A 19,787-nucleotide genomic window follows, 5' to 3' on the forward strand; every position below is an offset into this window, starting at 1 on the left:
CTACATGCGAATATGACATTGCGGCTTCCGACGACCTTACCGTAGTTGGCGTGGCTGGACACACTCGGCGTCAAAAATGAGGATATGAAATTCCCCATCCTCCTTTTTGACGAATGGGGCGGAAATAAAACATTGCTATTGAAAAAATAATATAAGTGACGGGACACGATAGTACAACATCAGGCTGCCAGCATGAACGGCAGCCTGTTCAGCTAACAGGTATTTTAGCACAATATCGAATCATAGCACTAAAGAATATCACTTAGAAAGAGGCGACATCGGGATCAGCAGTATGAAATTGTTTTGGAAATAGGAATTCTGTGGTATAAGGTGAATATTGTCCATGCAATCGAAAAGCTTTTTCAATTTCAACTGCAGCACGACGTGCATCTTCTACGGTTCGCTTGCCAGTAACGATGTCGCTCATCAAGTTTAACGCCATAAAATTCGCCGCTTCTTGGTCGCATCTAGCTGTAGCTTCACCAGCTGTACGGTCCAGGTATAAGCTGCCATCAAACTGTGCTAAGTCATCAAAGCATTGAACAGGGACTTTATAATCAATGGTTTGTTCTAAATAATCAAGATGGGGAGTCGGGGAGTTATGAGGTACTGTATGAAGATGAACAGTCGTCCGCTTCCAAGGAGCATTGTTATACCACGTAATTTTTGTCATGCATGCATCATTTGGTAAACCATATTTATTGATTAACAAATAAACAGTATTTTTTTGTTCCTCAGGCCACTTCGCCAAAATTTGATCTAAAAACGGATGAGTAGGGGAATGCCGACGATGATATCCGCTCAATCCATTATACATTTTAAATAACCTCCCTCTAGCAGATGTAATATTATATACTGGTCATCTGTCCATAGTTACAAGAGAATTCTTATCTTAATAGACCGTTATGAATTGAAAGGAAAAGTTCGAAAAACTCAAAAGGAGTCAATCCATACCGATATTTCTGATGTCAAAGCACGAATTGTTGATTCAGCTAACGAAAAAATAGTTCCATCACGAGATGACGGCAGTCGGCACAAGATCGGCTGTCGTTAACTTTTGAAGTAACGGGGGTTTAGTTACAAATAAAGGAAAACCGTGTTGAATATTTTTATACATGGTTGGCCGTTAAACCATAAACAGTTTGAGTATCAGTTTGATGTTCTTCCCGCAAAGGGATACCGCTGTATAGGAATTGACTGGAGAGGTTTCGGTAATTCGGATAAGTCAATAAGTGGCTACAATTATGACAGATTGGCGGATGATATCCGCACTGTAGTTGGTGTACTTCAATTAAACAACTTCATACTCGTTGGTCACTCCACGGGCGGATCGATCGCAATTAGGTATATGTCCCGATACAATGGTTATGGAGTTTCTAGACTTGTTCTTGTAGACGCTGCCGCTCCTATAGGCTTTACAACAGACACTGCCAATAAATTTCTTAATGAAACATTAAACGACCGCCCTAAGATGATGCGTGAAGTAACAGACACCTTTTTCTTTCAGTATATATCAGCCCCATTCTCAGATAGTTGCAAATAAAGGAAAAAAGAATGGATATAGAGAAATATTAGAAGGATAACCAGTGTTTTCAGGGAGGGCTTTCATTGAAATACTTTTATGGACTTTTAGTGGTTTTGGGAGTTGTATTGCCGTATTCGCAATTTCTTCCTTGGATCATACAGAATGGCCTTGATATGTCTCAATTAGTAGAAGAAATCACTCAAACGCGCATTGGATCATTTGCATGGATGGATGTTTTAGTATCAGCAATTGTACTTATCGGGTTCATTCTCTTCGAAGGCAAAAGAAATGGTATGAGGTCTTTATGGTTGCCGATTGCCGGTACACTTGTAGTAGGTGTTTCATTAGGACTTCCTTTATTTTTATTACTCCGTGAAATACAAATAGAGAAGAAATTAAAAGGCTGAATCTAGCGAATTTATTAAGCAAACGGGACACGTTTGTTCAATAAGAAACCAAGACGAGGCTGCCGGCATGAATCGGCTGCCTCGTTGAAGTAACGGGCAGTTTAGTTGAAGAATGGAAATGGCTCTTTTATGTTTGTGCCAAGCAAGAATAACCCCTCCGAACGGATTGGAGGGGGTTGTGCTATCTAAATTCATCCGTTATTCTGACCAAGCAACCACTTGGGGGGACAGTTCGGACAAGTTGTATAGGGAATTACCATTGGGGATACTGATTTATAAGTTTGAAATAGCCTCCTGTGTCGTCCAAGTAGCACTGGCAAATGCTTTATAATTGGTAACGGCAGCTTGAAAATCCTCTTCACTAATTGTTGCGGTGGCATCGTATATAACAGCTGTTTCAAAACCAGTTTCGATTAGATGCCTCATATGTGACTCTACACAAACGTTGGAAAGCACCCCTGCAATAATTATCTTCTCTTTTCTATGTTGTCGTAATTGATATTCCAAGTCATTTGTTTGTGGGCTAGCAACCTTGTGAGGAGTTGCAATGACGGTTCTTCTATCAAATATATAAGGTTTGAAAGAATGAACAAAATCAGCTCCAAATGACGGTGGTGTGTACGCATTTGCCACTTGATACATTCTAAGACCTAATAGCATATTTTGTTCATTTCCTGTAAATTGCCAGCCATAATCATGAGGGTATAAATAATGGGGCGATATGAAAAGTTGGTATCCCTTATTCATGGCAGTTCTCATTAATAGTTCAAGGTTTTGTATAGTATTGTTTCGTTCAATAGTTCCTTTAGTCAGATGATAGCCTCTTCCCCCAGGACTCATAAAGTCATTTTGTGGGTCTGTGATTACAATAGCAGTATTATTGGGATGTGGTTTAAACGGCAAATTACTTACCTCCCTCGCAGCATAAGCTTGCGGAAATGTTTGCAACCTGTTCAGGGAAGATAGAGAAGTTGTTTTCTAAAAAAGTTCAGCATTGACACGACAGCCGCACCGAACAAGTACATAGTCATTAAAAACTTTATAGGCATCTATATGTATTTGTAGTTTGTTTGGTTCCCTTTGTTATAGAAATTAGTGTGCAACTTTGACGAATTGTTTCCAGAAGGTATGCTAACGGGTAACATGTGCGCAGGAGCTGCTCTAACGCGGCTCTTTATTGCTCATTGAAGTAACGGGCAGATTAGTTTAATACCGAAAGCAGGAAAGATTACCTGCTAATCGAACTATTTAAGTGGTAACAGCATTCATACGAACCAAGGAGATTCTCAAATGAGTTCAAATAATTCTACTGTGAACCATATACCTGGTAATGAAAATGAACATATTGAAGTTAGCCTTTATATGGCGATTGCAAAGAAGGCGACTTGAAATGATTGTCTGGAACACTGAATGGGTTAATGATTACGAGTCGCCATGGTCAATTTTTGAAAAGTTATGTTATGCAAACCATATAACGCAAACAGATATATTAAGGACACTCGGCAGCACAGAGGTACAACAAATTAAAAACACAGTAATAGGGGACAATAGGAGGGAACTAGTAGAATTAAGTGGATTTGATCATCAAAAGTTACATAATTACATGGGTTATGATATGGCAGCCCAGAACAGTGAAGACGTAAAACTCATTATAAAGCCAAATGAGACATACCAAAGCACCCATATTTTGATTCCAAAGACGATACGATGGTTTATACACCATCGAGAGTTGTTATGAAAGTATTTGATAGTTCAACCCAAGAGAACATGTTACTACGTGACTACATTGATAAGTATGTTGCCAGGTTTACAATTTAAAGGTATACACAAGGTGGGCAAAAACATCATTCATTTTTGAATGATGTTTTTTTTATTTATAAATGCGCGGATCTGATTTATAGACATATGTACATATGTATAAAATACGGATTTTGTGAATATGTATGATCTAATTGGACCGGCTCACACTTTAAAGTATACATAATTATTATTATGTTAATTTCTGATCTGCTTGATCTGCTCGCTCGCCAACGGTTATTTCGTGAATCTCGATTTCGTGAATTTCGGGATTTATCTTTCGCTTGACGAATGTCTGAGTAAGCATTAACCAATAACACCGTATCTTCCACTAAACGCTCCAAACGGAAATGAATATCATCATTAATAATTTCTTTTCTGAGGAAATCTTTTTCTTCGATAAATACGTACGTGGGTACGATATGAGCTTTCATGTAGGCCAGAATTGGTTTTAATTGCTGTTCTGCCATCAGATAATGCTTGGCTGTTCCGGCTGTAACAAACATACTTACTACTTTATCCCGAAAAGCGTTGACCGGTAATAAATCAAATATATTTTTTAATGTCGCAGGTATAGACGCTTGGAATGTTGGTGTACCTATAATGATGGCATCAGCAGCCATAATTGTTTCTGTTACAACCTTTGTGTCGCCCTCATATTCCGAATAATTACGTCCATCACTAAAAACTATTTTGTATTCGGCAAGGTCAAGTAATGCAATATCTGCATCTGGATATTTTTCTCGTGCTATTTGGAGTGTTTTATCCATCGCTGTTCTTGTTTTAGACCCTACGATCGAACCTGAGATTCCTACAATTTTCATCATAACCACTCCTTATTTTATTGCTGTATATTTTTTTATCGCTGGCATAATCTCTGTTGCAATCAGCTCAATATTTTTCGCAATCTTATCGAATGGGACGCCACCAAAATCGATTTGTGCCATAAAACGCTGTTGACCAAATAATTCGTATTGGTAGATTAATTTTTCAATAATTTGTTGTGGACTGCCAACCATTAAGGCATCACGATAATCTGTAGATTGTGCAAATTGTTGTTTTGGATAACCACCGCCACGTAATGCCTGCATACCAGAATTAGCATGCGGGTAGTACTCACGAAGTGCATCCTGTGAAGTTTCAGCTGTATAAAATAAACTCGTTGTTGCAATTGGTAAAGCTTTCGGATCAAAGCCATTACGCTCCGCTGCATCACGGTACGCATCAACCGAATGCTTAAAGTTAATTGAAGGACCACCAAGTGTTGTAAGCATCATCGGTATGCCTGCAGTTCCAGCTTTAATCGCACTAGCAGGTGGGCCGCCTACAGCACGCCAAATGGGCATATGACCATTTTGAGGTTGTGGAAGTATGGATGCATTTTTCAGCGGTGCACGGAATTGACCTTCCCACGTTACTTTATCCTCGTTATTTAATTTCATCAGGAGATCCATTTTTTCTTCAAATAATTCTTCATAATCATGCACATCATAACCAAGTAAGCTATACGCCCCTATACGTGAACCACGCCCAGCTACAATTTCAGCGCGACCTTTTGAAATTAAATCAAGTGTAGCGAAATCCTCATACACACGAATAGGATCCGATGTACTTAGCACTGTTGCTGAGCTGGCGATTTTGATGTTTTTTGTTACTTGTGCAACTGCCCCTAAAATAACGGTATGGGCTTGCGTTGTAAAGTGAGTTTGATGGCTTTCACCAATAGCAAATACATCGAGAGCAGCCTCATCAGCCAGCTTGCTTGCCTCAATCAATTCTTGTATACGCTGTTCGGCACTGATCATTGTGCCCGTATGTGGATTAGGTAAATGATCACCAATCGAATATAAACCGAACTCAATTCCTTTTTCTGGATGAATACGATATTTTTCCATGGTGTACTCTCTCCTTTTTAATCAAGTGGTATTAGCTTCCCTTCAATTTCTGCGCGTCGTTCTTCTAAGAATGGTGGCAAATCTAATGCTTTACCCAGCGCGTCAATCGTTGAATCTGTTGTGAAGCCAGGACCATCTGTCGCAATTTCAAATAAAATACCGTTTGATTCACGGAAATATAAGCTTTTGAAGTAAAAACGGTCCACAACCCCTGTTGATTGGAAGCCACGTGCTTTAACTACCTCATCCCAATAGCGCAGCTCGTCTTCACTTTTAACACGGATTGCCAAATGATGAATACTCCCTTTTCCAGGCTTCTCACTTGGTCCTTCTTCCTGTTTGATGACAATCTCTCCAAATGACTGTCCAGCAACTGACTGATAAATGGCTTCCGTATCGGAGCGAGACGCTTCTGTATAACCAAACATATCCTTTAATGTGTTTGCCAAGCGATCTAAGTTGCGCACTGTGATTTCGACTGTGCCCATTCCAAGAATACGATGCTGTTGCTCAACCACGGAATCTGCCCATCCTGACCAATTTTCCGGAACCACTTCGCCGTTATTGTTTAATAAAATCATTCGTAATCCTTCTGAATCTTCAAAATGCAAAGCATCTCGGTCCGCATATCTTGTAATCTCACCATGCTTCACATCTAATGATTCAAAGCGTTTTTTCCAAAAAACCAAGCTTTCATATGACGGAACAAGTAAACCAATTTGTGTAATTGCATTTGTGCCTCGAACTGTACTTCCTACCTTGGGCATTTCAAAAAACGATAACTCTGTTCCCGGACTGCCTGTTAAATCTCCATAAAAAAGGTGATACATCGCAGGATTATCTTGATTAACGGTCTTTTTAACTCTGCGTAGTCCTAATACTTTTTGATAAAAATGATTATTTTTTTGAGCATCTTTTGTAAGCATTGAAATATGATGGTGTCCAGAAATGGTATACATCGTATTTCCCCCTCTCGCTAACTTGACTAGTCAATTGATAATGTAAAAAAAATTACTCCATAGGTAATTCTTTTTTTTGGCTATGTTTGTGCACCCGTGTTATCAGAGAATATAATGTTTGCTGTTCTTCCTTATTTAATACATCTTCAAAAAAAGAGGATTGAAAAGCAAGTTGTTCAGGCATTGCTTGTTCTAAAATAGATTCTGCTTTTTCTGTAAGGCTAATCGTTTTTGTTTTCCAGATTTGTTTACGTACAATATAGCCCTCTTTTTCAAGACGATCAAGCATACGTGAAATACCACCTTGAGTAACGGTCACTTTTTCAGCTAACTGCATTTGAGTAAGCGGTTGAAAAGTGCGAATTTGTATGAGGGCGTCAAATTGAGCAGTCGTTAAATCGAAACGTTTTAAAAAGCTATTCGACATCTGATTACTTTGGTTAGTAAATCGCATTAAACGTAACCAGATTAATGAGCCTATAGTATTATTACGCATTTCGTTTTCTCCCCCTCACAGCTTTCACTTTACCACTCAATTGATGAAATTGCAAGCAGATTAGCTAATTACTAAAATATAGTCTCTTTAAAATTAATTGATATCTTGAAATACGCTCTTATATACTTAGTGTCACTTTAATTAAAGATTTCGATGTGCTTATTTATAGAAAATTGAGTATACCCTACACCTATTCAAGGGCACCTTATTAACAGGTACTATTTTAGCTTCAGTAATAATCTTGGCGTAGTTGATTAAAATAAATTGTGGTTACTATTAAGGAGGAAATCAAGATGTCTAAATTAAATATCGGAATCATCTTAGGAAGCACTCGCCAAGGGCGTGTAAGTCCACAAGTCGGAGAATGGGTAAAAAAAATCGCTGACAAACGTGGAGATGCTAATTATGAAATTGTAGATATCGCAGATTTCAAGCTTCCACTCTTTGGAGAAAGTGATGCTACAGAGCAAGCAACAAATTGGAATACAAAGCTAGCTAGCTTGGACGGGTTCGTATTTATCGTTCAAGAATATAACCATAGCATATCAGCGGCATTAAAAAATGCACTCGATTATGCTCGCGAAGCATGGAACAATAAAGCAGCCGGTATCGTAAGTTACGGTTCCGTGGGCGGCGCTCGTGCAGCTGAACATCTGCGTGGAATTTTGGGTGAATTGTCCGTAGCGGACGTTCGTGTACACCCGGCATTGTCACTATTCACTGATTTTGAGAACGGAACTGTGTTCAAACCAGCAGATCTGCATCTTACAAATGTTAATGGTATGCTTGATCAAGTACTCGCTTGGAGTGGTGCATTAAAAACTTTACGCTAATAACTTCCTCTCCCTCTTGAGCACTTTTGGCTTTTGGCTAAGGTGGTTTATCTTAAACTAACTATTCTGCCTTTACTTACAGCTCGGCTGCCGGGTTTCCCCCAACAGCCGAGTCTTTTGGTCATGTCCACATCGGCAGCAAAGTTTCTCCGCGGTCCGTTGCAGGCGCCGGCGTTACGGAAAGTGAAGAGATCTCATCACGCCATTCTGGAGTCATGTCCACATCGAGAGCAGCAAGCGAATACTCCAGCTGGTCTATACTTCTTGCTCCAATAATGGGTGCGGTTATAGCCGGATTCGACATAACCCAGGCCACGGCAAGCGTTGCTGGATGAATGCCATGTTGGGCGGCATAGGAATGAAGCCGGTCTGCGACGACAAAATTCATTGCATTCGTATACCTATCGGTATAACGCTTTTCTTCAACTAAACGCCCTTGCTCCGGTCGTTTATTCACGCCATACTTTCCTGTAAGAAGACCGGCTCCTAACGGACTGTACGAGATAATGCCCATTTGTTGGGAAGCGGCGAGCGGCAAAATTTCGACCTCCGCTTGACACTTAACCAAGTTGTACATCGGTTGGATCAATTCGAAGCGAGCCAGCTGTTCTTTTGCGGAAATCCCTAACGCCATAGCAAATTGCCAAGCGGCCCAATTACTCACCGCCGGATAGAGGATTTTGCCTTGTGATTGAAGATCATCAAGTGCACGAAGGGTTTCTTCCATAGGTGTAAGCTCGTCGAACATATGAACAAAGTAAAAATCGATTCAATCCGTCTTCAAGCTGCGCAAGCTGTTATCAACTTCAAGCATGATATGACGGCGGGAGAGCCCTTTCGCATTGATATCCGCCTCCATCGGATAATACAGCTTAGTCGCAAGCACCATCTCATCTCTGCAGTCTGCCAAGCATGTCCCTAATATTTCTTCAGCACGCCCTCCGCTATAAACGTTTGCCGTATCGAAAAAGTTAATACCCGCTTCTCGGCAACGCTTGAACATAACTTTCGAGGTTTCTTCATCCGCATTTCCGCCGAAGGACATCGTCCCAAAACATAAATTTGAGACTTGAATGCCCGTTTTCCCTACTGTACGATATTTCATCTTAGTTCCCTCCTATGTGGGAATGGTTTCAATTTGCTCCATACCGTTTTCTCACCCATTAATTGAAGTGTTTTGCAGTTTTTCTGTTATCAACGATCGTTTTACAAAGAAAATGAACGCTAACATGGAGAACATGACCATCACTGCACTGACCGTGAATAAGAACGAGTAGCTCGTATACTGCGAGACCCAACCTAGCAGGATCGCACCAAGTCCGATGCCAAGGTCGGTTGCAGTTGCTAAAGAAGCATTGGCAACTCCTTTACGATCCGGGTGAGCAAGACGAATTGTTGCCGATTGGATTGCCGGATGCGCGGAACCGAAACCGATCCCGTACAAGATCGCCGAAATAAGTACGCCTAACAATCCGGTCGAGAAACTCAAGCAAATTAAAGCCACTATCGTAATGATAAGAGCCGGAACGATGACAAATGCCTCGCCATACCGGTCTGCAACTTTCCCCGAAAGAGGACGGCTCAGCGCAAGCGTTGCGGCATAGGCTAGAAAAAACACACCGGAATTGACCTTGATAGATTCAGCGAATAGTGGAACAAAGGTAGTAATACCGCCATATGCGACGAACATGAAAAAGATTGATGATGAGATGGGCAGTACCGATTTCTCAAACAACTCGATTCTCCTTGTGCCCTCTTGCGGCTGGAAAGGCATTTTGGCTCCAAACGTCAGGGGCAGCGCTACAGCAGAAAGAACGACAGCGATTAGAAACAGAGCGTGGTACGATAAGTCCTGGATCACCCAGATTCCGACCATCGGGCCGAATGCCATAGCCAAGGTCATCGATGTGCTGAACCACCCCATGCCTTCTCCCCTGCGGGCAGACGGGATCATATCTGTTACGGCTGTGCTAATGGAAGTCGTAGAAACGGCCCAACTGATGCCGTGAATGATTCGCAGTCCCATTAAAACAACAATTCCGCCAATCCAGTTATATAAATACATCGCCAAGATGAAGAGCAGCAGCCCCCAAACGATAAAGGGCCTTCTGCCGTAACGGTCCAGTAACCCGCCAACTATCGGGCGAACCAAGACAGAAGTTAACATAAACGCGCCCATCGACAGGCCGACTTGCGTTTCGTTACCGCCCATCTGTTTGATAAACAGCGGCAGCGTCGGGTACAGCATATAAAATGCGTTGAATAGGAAAAGCGTCCCTACGGTCATAAGGATAAACGACTTCGTCCACAAGCGTTCCACGTTCATACCTCCTCAATTAAAAAAGCTACATTGTTTAATGCCCTTAAATAACTCAATATCGATTGAATAATCAACTACTGTCTATTATTATAAAAGGATCATGACGCATGCAATGGTTAATTGAACGCGTTTTGTTGATTTGTGAACAAAACAAACAAAATCGTTGATTATTGAAGAAAGTTGGTGACCCTCAGAATGCCCAAAGTAGATAGAAGGATTCTTAAATCCCAAGAAGCGATCAAAAAAGGTATTATTGAACTCATGTCTGAAAAAAATTTTGATGATATTACCATACAAGATATTTCCGAACGGGCAAATGTAAACAGAGGAACCATCTATCTTCATTACCAGGATAAATATGATTTGCTGGATAAGCTCATTGAAGAACATATAGACGTTCTTAGAGAATCGTGCAGAGAAGCATCTGAATTGGAGTATACCGAATCGACTCTGATTTGGACCGAATACTTTGAACGTCATTATTTATTTTTTTCAATGATGTTAGCAAGTAAAGGCGCTCCTTATTTTCGTGGTCGGTTTCTTAACTTTCTTACCGAAGAATTTACGAATGAGACCGATGTAACTAAAGGAAAAAATGAGGGGTTAAATGAAGCTCTTCTCGTGAGGTTTGTTGCATCTTCTTTCGTAGGGGTCGTGGAATGGTGGTTTACTAATGAAAAGCCTGTCCCCCATCATGTCTTGGCCGAACAACTGGGGACATTGCTAGAGAGGATTGTATAATCTACATGTTAGCGAAAGCCTCCCCGCTTCTCCCCTTCCGCTAAAGTCCGCAACAATCGAGTTCTTCCTACAAGGAAAAAATCAATCCAAGATGACGGCCAAGATCGCTGTATCTGTAGCTGAGTCCCTTTGCCACGAAGCGTTCCCGTATGGCGTTTATCATATTGACCAATTGTTTGAATTCAAAAGCATGCACGACTGGTTGCGGCTGGAAGCTTCTATGGAAATACGTATAGATGGCATGCAGATTAATATGGAAGCATAAAAAAAACACCCCCTAGATTTTCATCGGATTAACCTAGAGGTTTTTCCAATGCTTATTCTAAGGGGTGCGGAACATCAATGCATCGAATTCATCGGCGCATGCTTAACGATGACGCGGCGGATGAAGAATGCCATGACTAAACCTATGAGTGTCACTATCATCGCAAACATGAACACGTTCTGGGAGCCGAACATCATAGCTTTAGCCATCTCTACCGGTTCACTCGGCACCGGGGAGCTGTGCAAGTACTTCTCCATGCCGCTTGTAAGGATGCTGATAGCTATTGCCGTGCCAATCGCACCTGCGACTTGCTGCAGCGTGTTCATAACAGCCGTACCGTGCGGATACAACTCCGGCGGCAGCTGGTTAAGCCCATTCGTCTGCGCCGGCATCCAAACCATGGAGATACCAACCATGAGACCGATATGCAAAGCCACGATAAAAGCTACAGATGATGCAACGGTTATACTGGAGAAAAACCATAACATCGCCGCTACGATGACTAGGCCAGGGATTACGAGCCACTTTGGCCCATATTTATCGAACAAGCGTCCCATACGAGGCGACAAGATACCGTTCAAAGCGCTGCCCGGCAGCATCATGAGTCCAGTTGTAAATGCGGATAGTTTCATCCCGTTCTGCAAATACATAGGCAAAATAATCATACTCGACAAAATGATCATCATACACGACAGCACAAGAAGCAGCCCGACAATAAACATAGGGTACTTGAAGACGCGCAGGTTCATCATCGGGTCGCGCATTAACATCTGGCGCAGGATGAACAACACAAGCGCGATAAGGCCGATGACGATCGATGAGAGCACAATCACACTAGTCCAGCCTCCCTCACCTTCGCCAGCCTTACTGAAACCGAAAACCACGCCGCCGAAGCCGATTGTTGACAATATAATGGACAATGGATCAATGCGCGGTCTCGTGACCTCGGTGACGTTTTCCAAGTATTTCAATCCTACAAACAGCCCTATGACCAAAAATGGCAGAGACAGCCAGAAAATGTAGTGCCATGATAAATATTCGATTAGAAGACCCGCCACAGTTGGGCCGGTCGCCGGAGCGAACATGATGACTAGACCAACGAAGCCCATAGCCGCCCCGCGTTGTTCCGGTGGATAAACTACGAGAATCGTATTAAACATTAGCGGAATCAATAGACCCATGCCGGCTGCCTGCAGAACGCGAGCGACCATCAGCATTTCGAAATTGAGTGCAAGAGCTGCGATCAATGTCCCAACGATTGAGCTTGCAAGCGATACAATGAAAAGCTGTCTCGTTGTAAACCATTGCAGCAGCAAACCTGTCATCGGCATCAGAATACCTAGAGTCAGCAGAAACCCTGTCGTTAACCACTGTGCAGTCGCGGCCGTAATGTGGAACACGTCCATTAAATTACTAATTGCTATGTTGAGTGCCGTCTCGCTGAACATCCCAACGAAGCCGCAGATAAGCAGCGATGCCATAATGGCTCGCGTATTGTATTGCTTCATATGATTCCACTTCCTTCTCCTGAAAAAACTATTTTGTATGGTTCTCTATCTATTGGTCCTGCTATATAATACAACAGTGAGTGCACTTATCCAAGTCCAAAAATAAATTACATAAATTTACTACCTTGCATTTCAACAATAAAAGCTTTATCGAGAGCGACCCAATTACGAATTACCATAAAAAATATTTTGCAAAAATAGGATCCGACAAAATAAAAAAACCGCCATTCAGGCGGATATTAATCCTTGTATTTAAGGGCAAAATTACAATGTGAGGGTGATGTCTTCTCTTATCAGCTAAAAAAAGAGTTCGGATACTGAAGTTCTCCTTGGCAATGCTTTAATTGACCTTCAATTAGCTCACATACCATGAAAACTTCATCGGATACTTTAAATTGGGTTAATTCAATTCCATAATTCCTTGCTGGCTTAAATCCGAACTTCGGATAATAGGCTGGATGACCTATTAGCAATATAATACTATAATTTAATTGTTTAGTTCTTTTCATACCTTCCATCATCAATTGCGTTCCAACACCTTGTTTTTGGTAATCGGGGCTCACAGCGATCGGGGCAAGAACAATTACGTCGTATTCCTTTAATTGATCATTTACTTGATCAACTACTTTAGCTCTACTTAACAAAATATGACCAATAATTTGTTTATCTGCTTCTGCTACTATAGATAATTCAGGAATAAATTGTTCGGATAACCTAATCTGCTCAATTAGCTTGGATTCATTATCTCTATTTCCGAAAGCCTTATCATTTAATTCATAAACTTGGCTGTAGTCATCTTTGGTTTCTGTTCTAATTATCATTACTGTATAAGCCCTCCAATAAAAGAGTCTCCATCATGATCCATCTTTCCATTATAACAGTCACAGACAATAAGAAAAGCTATGGATCGCGAGACAAAATAGGCGAACCTCCCAGAAAATCAAAGTCAGGGCCAAAGCCTGTGATATTTCCACTGCCCATTCCTCCGATGGTATTGAATTCGCATATGTTTCCGATGACTGTCCCCCTGCCAAAATTCAGCTTCCTGCACGTTAACAGCATAAAGCGCCCAATTGGAAGCAACAATTTCTGGAGCATGTCTGATCCGTTCTCTCTGTATGATAAGTGATTTCTCCAGATCCTCCTCTTTCTCCATCTCCCTGCTCTGATACCCGCTTAGAGCCACAATGCGAGCCTCTAACGATCGCTGCCGAAAATCTGCCGCTCCAATCTCTTTCCCCATATCAATGGTTGTACCACGTATACGGATCTGCCTCCCCAGCTGAGGCCAGTAAAATGTCAAAGCAACATGGGGGTTACCTTTTAGTTGTTGCCCCTTCCGGCTCTTGGAGCTGGTAGCAAAGTAGAACGCATCGTCTACAACATCCTTTAGAATCAGTACTCGCGCATCCGGATAACCGTCTGCATCCACTGTAGAGAGAGTCATCGCGTGAGGCTCCTTCACCTCGTTCTCAATCGCCAGGTTTAGCCATTGCAAGAAAAGTTCCCCCGGATTTTCCGGCAAGCGGCTCGTATCAAAGGCCGGGAAAGGCCCGGTCAATGATTTTAAACCTCGTAGACTTTCATTCGGATTTTTCATATAAAGTGCCCCCTATCCACAATTTATCAATTAAGTGAGTCAGCTATTCACAATACCTAGGACAAAGCCGTCGTAACCTTTACTGCCGACTGTCTGAATGGCGGTAGCCGTAATCCTGGATTCTTCAGCCAACAGGTCATAAAAAGCCCTTATCCCTTTTACACTGAAATCCTGACTATGTTCATCAAGAATATCCCCATTACGAATGACATTATCCCCAATAATAACCGTCCCAGAATGAGAATAATGAAGTGCCCATTTTAGATAACCTGGATTATTAACCTTGTCAGCATCAATAAAAATCAAATCAAAGGATGCCACGTCCTCGGTCTCCATCTGAGCCAATAACTCTAATGCATTCCCTACCCGAATTTCTACAACACCATCCAACTGAGCCAGGGATACGTTATTTTGAGCCACTTGAGCATGATGCGGGTCAATTTCCAAAGTGATTAATTTTCCATCAGACGGCAGTGCCCTTGCCAACCAGATCGTACTATACCCGCCCAATGTACCGATCTCCAGAATTCGTTTGGCACCTTTCATTTGAGCAAGCAGGTTCAATAACTTCCCTTGACTCGGTGATACATCATGAAACGGAAGCCCTGCTTGCTGGTTTACAGACAGCACTTTTTCCAGAACAGAATCATGTTGAATCAGACGCTCTGTAATATATTGATCAACCTTTTCCCAAGTATTCATTTCATTCATTTACATCACATCTCCTCATTATTATTTAACTTCTGATTTCATTGTAAAACAGCTATAATCATAAATATAATATATATTTCCATCTGACTTATATAATAAATATATGAGTGAGCCGAAGGAGGACCTGTAATGAATTTGCATGCTTTGCGCTTATTCCATGTAGTGGCATCGACCGGAAGTGTGACTCGTGCCTCGGAATTGTTAAATATTAGTCAGCCTGCGATTACCGCTCAGATTAAGAAATTTGAAAAAGAATTGCTCCTCACATTAATTAAGCCTCAAGGAAGGGGAATAGCTTTATCCGATGCAGGTGAAGAAATTGCTTTGCTCGCCAAAAGACTATTCGCGGTAGAACAACAAATCGAACGTTTCGCCCAGGATTACCGAGAAGGCTCATATGGATGCATTCGAATAGCCGCAACCTATTTACCCGCTCATTTTCTTATACCTACCTGGATAGCAAAATTTAAACAACAATATGAAAAGGTTGAAATGATGATTACCACAACGAACTCAAGTGATGCACTAAAGCATCTGTTAAATCTAGATGTGGATATAGCCATTTATGGGGGAATACCTGAGGAATATCCGGATACGATCCAGACAGAAGATTTATTTCAAGACGAGTTATGGTTTGTTGTTGCACCTAATCATCGATATGCCAATCAGCAGGTTACTCTGACAGAAATGATGAGGGAGCCTTTTGTCATGCGGGAGGAGGGCAGCTCAACACGTGAGCGATTATTTTCTTTATGTCGTACATATAATTCACCGGCGCCCACAATCTCTCTACAATTCAATGGGCTGCATGAAGCTATCACAGCTGTTATTGCCGGATATGGAGCGAACTTCGTCTCTTCATTAGTTGTACGCGAATATGTTAAACGAGGAGAGTTATGTCGAGTTTATGTTCAAGGGATCCATCTAAAAAATACAATTACTATCTGTACTCGCAAACATGAACCTTTATCCGCTTCCACGATGAACTTGATACAGATGATCCGGCAAAATCCTTATAAAAGTAGTTAAGCCTCACAACTGCAGAAGCTTATACTTCTCCACCATTTAATTCGTACAGACCGTTCTGAAGAAAAAGGGTTGCAGAATCTGTACCTTTAATCGAAACCTTAGTATCGAATATGTCCGGCGACCGTCCGTCCGGGAACCACGGACGCTGCTTGTCTACAACGATCAACACCCCATCTGCGTCACCGAGAGGAGCGAATTGCTGCCCGTCTCCGCCCCACAAGCTAAGTTGGAAAGCGTCGATGAGTTTGCGGGCAGCTTCCGGGACATTCTCTACGGGAAGGCCGATCTCACTGATACGAAGCAGATGCTTCGGACCAAATGCATCGGATGTAGCATTGTCGAGTGTATGGTGCGCGATGAACTCGATCAAATTACCGTCTGGATCGTAGAAGTAAATTGCCGTTGCATTCCAGCTATCGAATGGAAACTCATTCAGTCCATCCTTGGAGAACAATAAGATGCCTCGTCCATTAAGCCATTGTTTAGCTTCTTCTAGCTTATTAGTCGGAATCGTAAAAGCGATATGATAAAATGGCTTCTCCGTGGAGGAATTCTTCCGGAAGGCAAGGATCGATTCCCCAGCTCGGAACGACAGTTGAGTCGGTTGATCCTCCAGAACATCCAATCCTATCAGGGAAGCATAAAATGTTTTCATCGCTTCAAATTGATGTGTACATAAGATTACTTCCGAAATTTTCATTATTTCACCTTCCTTATGTAAGAATGTAACTCTCACAGTATACCCATAATTCGTCAATCCGACCCTATTTGTGGTATTGTTAGCGGTTAAAAAAAACAAAAAACCGCGCACAGCGCGGATTCATACATGCAACTTCCAATCACTGGATCATCACCGTTTTAACCTCAAATCACTCTGAAGCAAATTCGAATTGGGCTGTTCAGATCACGTTTCTGTCATGATACCACCGTTGACGTGAAGTACCTGTCCTGTGACGAAGGAGGAATCGTTGGACGCTAAGTAAATGTAGGTCGGTGCAAGTTCGAACGGCTGCCCTGCACGTTTCATAGGCGTTTCCAGACCGAATGTTTTTACATATTCGGCTGAATAGCTGGATACTATGAGCGGGGTCCAAATCGGCCCTGGTGCTACGGCGTTAACCCGTATTCCCTTGCTGACCAACTGCAGCGATAGGGAACGAGTAAACGATACGATGGCACCTTTAGTCGAGGAATAGTCGACAAGTAAGGGTGCACCTGCATAAGCGGTTACGGATGCCGTCGATACAATGGAGCTTCCCGGATTCAGATAAGGAAGTGCGGCCTTCGTCATGTAGAAATGAGGGAAAATGTTAGTGCGGTAAGTATCCTCGAGCTGTTCATTGGAAATATCCATTATACTCGCCTGAGGGAACTGAACACCTTGGTTCAAAATAAGTACGTCAAGCTTTCCATAGTATTCCAGCGTCCTTCCTACCACTTCCTCGGAAAAAGCAGGTCTGCGCAAATCACCCTCGATCAGCAGGCAGCGGCGCCCGTAACATTCCACCATTTGTTTGGTAGCTTCAGCATCCTCGCGCTCATACAAATATACGATGGCCACGTCCGCGCCTTCCTTGGCGAAGCCGATTGCGACGGCGCGTCCGATGCCGCTATCACCACCGGTAATAATCGCTATTTTCCCCTCCAATTTACCGCTTCCCTTGTATTCTGGATTATCAGATATCGGAAGCGGGTTCATTAAGTACTCCAAGCCAGGCTGCACATCCTGGTGCTGCGGCGGAAATGTGATAGGTACTTGCTGGCAGCGTGTCTCATAACTGTAATACGGATACATTGGAATCACTGTGAGACCTCCATTGCTTTTATAGTCAAAATCAGGATATTCGCCTAGTTCCCGCTTGGTACCTGTCACGGCGTAAAAATTGAATGAACTAAGAGTATTGAAGTATTCCTATGAATTAATTGACCTCCATCTAAAAAAGCAGCGTAGTCTGGAATTAATAAATTCCTTGACTACCGCTGCTTATACTTAACTATTGTCTTTTACTTATTTCCACTTCTGCGCCTCAGGACCTCTCAGCTTAATTCCGCTTTTCTTTTGATAAAGCTCATTAGCTTCCTTCAATGCCTCATTACCACCCTTGGACCTCCACTCTTCAATTACTTTTGGCCAATCGGAGATTGGTTCTTTGCCATATACCATTTTGACCATGTGACTGAGTAGAACTGGAGGAGCAGTGTCAGATAATGGCGTGATATCAGGATTTTTTTGCATAGCCTGGAGAGCAGGATCGAACTCGAGACCGCCGCGCCCTTCATTAGGTAGAATAGTCTCGAAAGTTTTGAGCAAATCCTTGCCTTCCGGTGTGGCGCTCAAAATTTGCTTACGATAAGCATCATCCTTAACCATATGCAGGAATCCACTCAAATAACGCTGCTCGGAAACCTCTGCATCTGTTTTCGGATTAATTGGCAAGGTCAGGTCAAACCACTTGTCAGCCTCTTCGGTGACTTGCCATTCGAAGAACTTAAGGATGCCCGGGATTTTATCCTTTGCCACCTTGGAGTTAATGAAGTAGGCCCGGCCTCCGGACGAGTACAAATATCCGCCGCCTTTACCATCGGTACCTACAGGAGAAGGAATGATCTTAATCTTTCCATCGGGAACAATTTGCTTCAATTGAGTTTCCCACTGCAATAGCTCCTGCGCATTCATTTCCCACATACCGGCTTTGCCTGACAAAATGATATTTTTGAAATTCGTCGGATTAATCGTTACGAATTCTTTGTTGATCAAGCCTTCATCAAACAACGTTTTGTACGTTTGCAGCGCCTTTTGCATGTTCTCGTTGTCAAAAAACTTCGGCTGTACAGTTCCATTGACTACTTCAAACTGACTGAGGTACGGGTATACGTCATAAGCACCGAAGAAAATATCAGCGTATTTAAAATCCTGCCGCCCCATGAAAGGATGTTCCACGCCGATTTTTTTGAAGGCTCGCAGCATCTCGAGGTATTCTTCGACCGTCTTAGGATCCTTCGTAATGCCAGCTTTTTTCATCAGGTCTTCGCGTACCCAGGTTGCTCTGCGAGAAGGCTGTGAAATAAATTCCGGAATTGCATATATTTTGCCGTTAAGTGTTACTTCGTCCCAAGCCGCTTGCGGGATTGCCTTCAGCAAATTCGGCGCATGCTGTTTGATCAAATCGTTAAGCTCCAGGAATACCCCTGCTTGTACGGATCCGGCTAGTTCTTTGCCGCTTGTGCCTGCACCGGCTTGCACTACATCGGCAATGTCGCCGGTTGCGAAAATTTGTACCATCTTTTTCTCAAACTCTGCATGGGGGACAAGTTGTATGTCGAGATCTGTGTTAGTTTTTTTCTCAAGCTCTTTAACCCATTTGTCGTCATTCAGATTTGCAGACTTTTCTACATAATCATAATTGAGAGTTCGTAATGAGATGCTGAATTTGGTAGGTCCTTGCGGTGCCTTCGTTGATTCATTTCCAGCTTTTGCGGACTCAGCGGGCTTGCCGCTTTCACCATTAGAGCAGCCTATCGCACCGACGGTCATTGCAACTGCCAGTGTACATGTCATCCACTTCGACTTTTTCATAGTACTTCTCATCCCCTCTTAATTGTAAAATGATCGAAAGCGTTATAATATTAAAGCTTTCGCTAAAATCCACGTACGGCAACTATTCATAGACATTTCCGTAAAATACTACAAACATAATGTA

Annotated in this window: 18 protein-coding genes and 3 pseudogenes; 6 read left to right on the forward strand and 15 right to left on the reverse strand. The window is 42.3% G+C overall.

All coding sequences use genetic code 11. From position 1 onward, the window contains the following. Nucleotides 1–262 precede the first annotated feature (262 nt). Nucleotides 263–817 carry a hypothetical protein gene (locus tag ACFQ0C_RS01550; protein WP_379363304.1) on the reverse strand — a complete coding sequence of 185 codons (555 nt, stop codon included), beginning with the start codon at nt 815–817 and terminating at the stop codon, nt 263–265. 288 nt (nt 818–1,105) lie between these two features. Between ACFQ0C_RS01550 and ACFQ0C_RS01555 the strand changes: the two are divergent. After that, nucleotides 1,106–1,531: pseudogene (locus ACFQ0C_RS01555) on the forward strand (alpha/beta fold hydrolase); the annotation flags it as partial. Nucleotides 1,532–1,608: 77 nt separating this feature from the next. Continuing rightward, the gene (locus ACFQ0C_RS01560; RefSeq protein WP_379363306.1) at nt 1,609–1,932 is read left to right on the forward strand and encodes a DUF2834 domain-containing protein; all 324 of its coding nucleotides are present in this window, start codon (nt 1,609–1,611) and stop codon (nt 1,930–1,932) included. Between the two features lie 273 nt (nt 1,933–2,205). Here ACFQ0C_RS01560 and ACFQ0C_RS01565 read toward each other — a convergent pair whose 3' ends face one another. From ACFQ0C_RS01565 to ACFQ0C_RS01585, 5 genes and pseudogenes are all read right to left on the reverse strand, one after another. Then, entirely contained in the window at nt 2,206–2,835 is a 630-nt protein-coding gene (locus ACFQ0C_RS01565) for a cysteine hydrolase family protein (protein ID WP_379363308.1), read from the reverse strand. A 1,169-nt stretch (nt 2,836–4,004) separates the two neighbouring features. Next, a pseudogene (locus ACFQ0C_RS01570) lies at nt 4,005–4,553 on the reverse strand (NADPH-dependent FMN reductase); the annotation flags it as partial. Between the two features lie 12 nt (nt 4,554–4,565). Then, nucleotides 4,566–5,624 carry an LLM class flavin-dependent oxidoreductase gene (locus ACFQ0C_RS01575; RefSeq protein WP_379363310.1) on the reverse strand — a complete coding sequence of 353 codons (1,059 nt, stop codon included), beginning with the start codon at nt 5,622–5,624 and terminating at the stop codon, nt 4,566–4,568. A gap of 17 nt (nt 5,625–5,641) precedes the next feature. Beyond that, complete coding sequence (locus ACFQ0C_RS01580) at nt 5,642–6,583, reverse strand: ring-cleaving dioxygenase (protein WP_379363312.1); 942 nt, start codon at nt 6,581–6,583, stop codon at nt 5,642–5,644. Between the two features lie 52 nt (nt 6,584–6,635). Then, a complete protein-coding gene (locus ACFQ0C_RS01585; RefSeq protein WP_379363314.1) occupies nt 6,636–7,079 on the reverse strand; it encodes a MarR family winged helix-turn-helix transcriptional regulator in 444 nt (147 codons plus the stop codon). Nucleotides 7,080–7,372: 293 nt separating this feature from the next. Between ACFQ0C_RS01585 and ACFQ0C_RS01590 the strand changes: the two genes are divergently transcribed. Beyond that, nucleotides 7,373–7,912 carry an NADPH-dependent FMN reductase gene (locus tag ACFQ0C_RS01590; protein WP_379363316.1) on the forward strand — a complete coding sequence of 180 codons (540 nt, stop codon included), beginning with the start codon at nt 7,373–7,375 and terminating at the stop codon, nt 7,910–7,912. 121 nt (nt 7,913–8,033) lie between these two features. Here the strand turns inward: ACFQ0C_RS01590 and ACFQ0C_RS01595 are convergent. Beyond that, nucleotides 8,034–9,017: pseudogene (locus ACFQ0C_RS01595) on the reverse strand (aldo/keto reductase). A 51-nt stretch (nt 9,018–9,068) separates the two neighbouring features. Next, complete coding sequence (locus ACFQ0C_RS01600) at nt 9,069–10,232, reverse strand: MFS transporter (protein ID WP_379363318.1); 1,164 nt, start codon at nt 10,230–10,232, stop codon at nt 9,069–9,071. 195 nt (nt 10,233–10,427) lie between these two features. Between ACFQ0C_RS01600 and ACFQ0C_RS01605 the strand changes: the two genes are divergently transcribed. Then, nucleotides 10,428–10,973, forward strand: coding sequence for a TetR/AcrR family transcriptional regulator (locus ACFQ0C_RS01605; protein ID WP_379363320.1), 546 nt, complete (start codon nt 10,428–10,430; stop codon nt 10,971–10,973). Between the two features lie 91 nt (nt 10,974–11,064). Further along, complete coding sequence (locus tag ACFQ0C_RS01610; RefSeq protein WP_379363322.1) at nt 11,065–11,238, forward strand: hypothetical protein; 174 nt, start codon at nt 11,065–11,067, stop codon at nt 11,236–11,238. 74 nt (nt 11,239–11,312) lie between these two features. On the opposite strand, the gene ACFQ0C_RS01615 is transcribed toward ACFQ0C_RS01610, so the two are convergent. The 4 genes from ACFQ0C_RS01615 to ACFQ0C_RS01630 form a co-directional block, all read right to left on the reverse strand. Further along, nucleotides 11,313–12,746: a DHA2 family efflux MFS transporter permease subunit gene (locus ACFQ0C_RS01615; RefSeq protein WP_258212226.1), complete on the reverse strand. Its 1,434-nt coding sequence runs from the start codon at nt 12,744–12,746 to the stop codon at nt 11,313–11,315. A gap of 293 nt (nt 12,747–13,039) precedes the next feature. After that, a complete protein-coding gene (locus ACFQ0C_RS01620; protein WP_379363325.1) occupies nt 13,040–13,567 on the reverse strand; it encodes a GNAT family N-acetyltransferase in 528 nt (175 codons plus the stop codon). 125 nt (nt 13,568–13,692) lie between these two features. After that, nucleotides 13,693–14,346, reverse strand: coding sequence for a pyridoxine/pyridoxamine 5'-phosphate oxidase (locus tag ACFQ0C_RS01625; protein ID WP_379363327.1), 654 nt, complete (start codon nt 14,344–14,346; stop codon nt 13,693–13,695). A gap of 39 nt (nt 14,347–14,385) precedes the next feature. Continuing rightward, complete coding sequence (locus ACFQ0C_RS01630) at nt 14,386–15,057, reverse strand: O-methyltransferase (protein WP_379363329.1); 672 nt, start codon at nt 15,055–15,057, stop codon at nt 14,386–14,388. A 129-nt stretch (nt 15,058–15,186) separates the two neighbouring features. Here ACFQ0C_RS01630 and ACFQ0C_RS01635 point away from each other — a divergent pair, with 129 nt between their 5' ends. Continuing rightward, nucleotides 15,187–16,086 (forward strand): LysR substrate-binding domain-containing protein, encoded by a 900-nt coding sequence (locus ACFQ0C_RS01635; protein ID WP_379363331.1) that lies wholly within the window; start codon nt 15,187–15,189, stop codon nt 16,084–16,086. Nucleotides 16,087–16,105: 19 nt separating this feature from the next. Here the strand turns inward: ACFQ0C_RS01635 and ACFQ0C_RS01640 are convergent, their stop codons facing one another. The 3 genes from ACFQ0C_RS01640 to ACFQ0C_RS01650 all read right to left on the reverse strand — a co-directional run bounded on the left by ACFQ0C_RS01640 (nt 16,106) and on the right by ACFQ0C_RS01650 (nt 19,663). Beyond that, nucleotides 16,106–16,786, reverse strand: a complete 681-nt coding sequence (locus ACFQ0C_RS01640) for a VOC family protein (protein ID WP_379363333.1) — start codon at nt 16,784–16,786, stop codon at nt 16,106–16,108. A 204-nt stretch (nt 16,787–16,990) separates the two neighbouring features. Next, nucleotides 16,991–17,890, reverse strand: a complete 900-nt coding sequence (locus ACFQ0C_RS01645; protein WP_379363335.1) for an SDR family oxidoreductase — start codon at nt 17,888–17,890, stop codon at nt 16,991–16,993. Nucleotides 17,891–18,094: 204 nt separating this feature from the next. After that, complete coding sequence (locus ACFQ0C_RS01650) at nt 18,095–19,663, reverse strand: extracellular solute-binding protein (RefSeq protein ID WP_379363337.1); 1,569 nt, start codon at nt 19,661–19,663, stop codon at nt 18,095–18,097. Nucleotides 19,664–19,787: the final 124 nt, after the last annotated feature.

The organism is Paenibacillus sp. GCM10027630 (genome assembly GCF_042676305.1).
GTDB lineage: Bacteria > Bacillota > Bacilli > Paenibacillales > NBRC-103111 > Paenibacillus_S.